The organism is Mesorhizobium sp. M7A.F.Ca.ET.027.03.2.1 (assembly GCF_003999175.1).
In the GTDB taxonomy this organism is placed as follows: domain Bacteria; phylum Pseudomonadota; class Alphaproteobacteria; order Rhizobiales; family Rhizobiaceae; genus Mesorhizobium.
Window position 1 is genome coordinate 1 of the sequence record NZ_RZOM01000666.1, and the last position, 3,440, is coordinate 3,440.

Genomic DNA, 3,440 nt, shown 5'->3' on the forward strand with positions numbered 1-3,440 from the left:
ATTGAAAACGGCGCGGGCGCGCACGCCGCAAGGCCAGATGACGTCATGAAACGAGCAGGAGCTGTCGAGATCGATGCCTCGCACTCCGCTGATGACCACCTTGCGGCCCATGGCTTCGAACATCGCCGACGATGTGGCGATCGGGCGGTAGAGCAAGACCTCCCGCCAATCCCCGGGCATTGGCGTTTTCGGGGGCACGGCGAGACCGAGCTCGCTGAGTGGCGGACGGGGCTCGGCCCGTTCGATCTCAGCGGGATCAAGCCGTGGCGGAGCGATCAGGTCTTGAGCAACCTTGCGCGCCGGCTCCAGGCGTTGCGCGCCGGCAACCGGGGCAACCGGCCGGATAGGCCGGGTATCGCCAACATCCGGCGACGGGGCACGGACAGGCCGATCGACCGAAAGCAACGCCCCGCCCTGAATGATCAGCAGGATACCGGCCAGAAGCAGGAAGCTTCCGAGCGCGATCGCCAAGCGGCTGCGGCCCGGCCTAGCCATCAGCTTGAACAAGATCTCGGGGATTTGCGCCGGTCAGAAACCCGACGTCGATTTGGCAACCAGCTTGAGCGCACCTTTTTCAATCCGATAGAACGGCATCGAGCGTTGGCTGGATCCGTCGGCCCGAAACCGGAACAGGCCGGTCGAGCCACGAAAGCCGTTTGGATTTTCGAGAACTTTCTTGCTGAAACCATCAGGCCCGACCGCGCTGGCAATCCCTGCCGTCAAGGCAACCATATCATAGGCATAGGCCACGTTGACGTCGGCAGGATAGTTGTATGTCGTCCTGAAGCGGTCGGCGATCGGCCCGGTTTCACTTGGATCGAGCGTGGCGATAAACGCCCCCTCGAAGAGCGGATCCATGGGGTGCTCCAGCCAACGGTTCGTTCCGACGACGGAGATGGTCTTTCCCGGAATGCCCTTCGATTTGAGGGCGGCAAGGATAGGCGCCGGACTGCCATTGCCACTGGCGACAATGACGGCGTCGGGGGCGTCCACGAGTGAGCCCATTTCGTCGACCGCCTTCGCGCCACCATCGCCGGCAGAATATCGGAGAGTGACCGCAAGCGCCGCGCCGTAGATGCTGAGGCTGTTTGCGACCCGCTTCTCCATGGCGCCGGCGTTTGGACCGTCCGCGACAAGCAGTACGAACTTCTTGCTGCCTTTCGCAGCCAGTCCCGCGGCGCCGGCTGCGGCGCTGTCCGCCTCGCCAAGGAGCACGGCATAAACCCCGGCGCCGCCGGCGAAATTGTCGGCAAGCGCCAGAACCGGTGGCCGCTTCGATCCCGAAAGCGTGGCAATATGCTGGGCTGCCGGCAGCTCGGTCGGGCCAATGACGACTTTCGATCCCGTCGTAATGGCCGTTACTGCCAGTTTGCTGGCCTGCGTGCTGTCGCCCTTGGTGTCCTCTATCGTCAGCGTCAGCAATCCGTTGCCGATATCCGTCATCGCCAGCTTGGTCGCATCGAGCATCTTCCTGCCGTTTTCCCCGGCCGTTCCGGGGGCGGACAACGGCAGCAGCATCGTGACTTTGGTCGAACCGGTGCCCAGCGACTGGGTCGCCTGGACGGGACCGCCACCGGCGGCGCCATTCTGCCCGGCAGGCGCGGCAATCGCCGCCGGATCGAGCACTTCAGACACGCCGCCCTTCGACTGGCAGCCCGACACGATCGCGGCGAGCGCCAAGGCGATTGCCCATGTCCGCGGACAGTGGACCTGTCGGCCAGCTTCCATGAATGCTCCACCCCTATGTGCCGCCGGATATTGTTCCCGGTCTGGTCTTCAACGCATGTTACGGCGGACTTGCAGTGCCGTCTGTAGTTCTTTTAGCCGCCGAAGAGCCTGCCTCTGAGCGCCCTGATCTGCCTTGCTTGCCCGGCACTTCGATACTCGGCGCATTTCATGTATCGCGGCCCCGGCACGAACACGCGGCGCACGCAGACGCCCTTTGCCTGGGCAGCGGCTCCACCCTCTCCGCCCGGCGAAAATGCGGAAAAGCCAAACGTCGCCACCGGCAAAGGCCCGGTCACTTCAAAGCCTTCCCTTGCCAGGATTGCCCGCGCACGCTGGCAGTAGCGGACCGAAAGGGCCGAGAACCGGCTTTCATTGTGCCCGGCGCGATATTTCATGACCGTGGTGCACAGATCGCCCGCGGCGAGCCTGTTGGCCTGTGCAAGATATTTGACCCCCAGCGCGATGTTGGCCGCCGGCGCGCTCAGATCGTCCAGGGAACCTCGAAAGCCGAGCATCCTGGCCGTCGCCGGCATCACCTGCATCAGGCCGACTTCGCCGTCGCCGCCTTGCACGCCGGGATCGAAGCCGCTTTCGATCTCCATCACCGCATGCGCCAGCATCGGCTCCAGGCCATAGATCGATGCCTGGCAACTCGCAAATGCCTTGAAAGCCTGCCGGGTCCACTCCGTGGCCGGATCACAGCGCACCGGTTGCTTCAGGCCGGACGAAAGCTGTTGTTTCACGGATGGTCGTTCCAGCCAGTTGGCACTGGCCGGCGTGACCGTTTGGACAAAGCCAAACAACACGATCGCACCCGCGACCGCCTTCAGGAAGGATCCGTCGGCTGTCATGATGGCCAACAGGCGTGGGTTCGCCTATCCGGTCAGTGCATGTACTCGACCATGCGATCGTGAAAACACTCGCATTTGTTGAGGTAGTCTTCGTCCTTGTAGTTCGTCTTCAGGTAGCCATAGGCCTTGCCGCAAGCGACCTTGGCCTCCGACGCCCAGACGAAGACGGGCCGCGACGAGTTGATCCACTCCGAGCTGTTGGCGACGGCAACCGACTCGTCCATCAACTTCACAACCTCCTGCTTCAGATCGACGATGTTGTCGTTCAGCACCAGGTTGGAGGTGCCGACGACGCGGCAATAGTCGCCCGTCGGACCGTCGATGATGTCGGCGGCATACCCCGTCGACCCGACTGCCAGCAACAGCGTCGCAGCGGAAACAAGCAGTCTTGCAGAACGTTTCATATTGAGCTCCCCTAGATATTAGCGACGTATAACATAGTCACGTGGTTGTGCGCTATGGCGTTACACCACGTTTGCCGTTGTCTGATGCTGGGTTATGCCATCGTCGTAGAGCAGCGTGATCGTGTTGGCAGCGGGGTGGTTCGTGAGTTCCGCCACTTGGACAAAATTGGCCGGATCTCCCGATCCGCTCGTGTCGACACTCAGCACGCCGGTCCCTGCGTCGTAGTTGACGAAGTTGCCGACATTCGCAGGAGCCGAGTCGAACAGGGCTGTCAGGTCGATCTTGTCGCCGTCGCCGCCATTGAAGTCCGTGATCAGATCCTTGATGTCGAGGTTCTCAAGTCTGAACGTGTCAGTGCCCGTCCCGCCGGTGAGCGTGTCACTCCCGGCACCACCGACCAGCAGGTCGTTGCCGGCGCCGCCGATCAAAGTGTCGGCGCCGCCTTCGCCTCTGAGC

5 protein-coding genes are annotated in these 3,440 nt (G+C 62.7%); all 5 read right to left on the bottom strand.

What is annotated here, in order from left to right:
- Window positions 1-495: thermonuclease family protein (locus EN750_RS24480; protein WP_127397955.1), on the bottom strand; the 495-nt coding region annotated here is incomplete at its 3' end.
- A 33-nt stretch (window positions 496-528) separates the two neighbouring features.
- Entirely contained in the window at window positions 529-1,680 is a 1,152-nt protein-coding gene (locus EN750_RS24485) for an ABC transporter substrate-binding protein (protein ID WP_245482791.1), read from the bottom strand.
- Window positions 1,681-1,820: 140 nt separating this feature from the next.
- The gene (locus tag EN750_RS24490) at window positions 1,821-2,579 is read right to left on the bottom strand and encodes a transglycosylase SLT domain-containing protein (protein ID WP_127397957.1); all 759 of its coding nucleotides are present in this window, start codon (window positions 2,577-2,579) and stop codon (window positions 1,821-1,823) included.
- A 32-nt stretch (window positions 2,580-2,611) separates the two neighbouring features.
- The gene (locus EN750_RS24495) at window positions 2,612-2,983 is read right to left on the bottom strand and encodes a hypothetical protein (RefSeq protein WP_127270682.1); all 372 of its coding nucleotides are present in this window, start codon (window positions 2,981-2,983) and stop codon (window positions 2,612-2,614) included.
- Between the two features lie 60 nt (window positions 2,984-3,043).
- A partial coding sequence (locus EN750_RS24500) for a type I secretion C-terminal target domain-containing protein (RefSeq protein ID WP_127397953.1) occupies window positions 3,044-3,440 on the bottom strand: 397 nt, incomplete at its 5' end.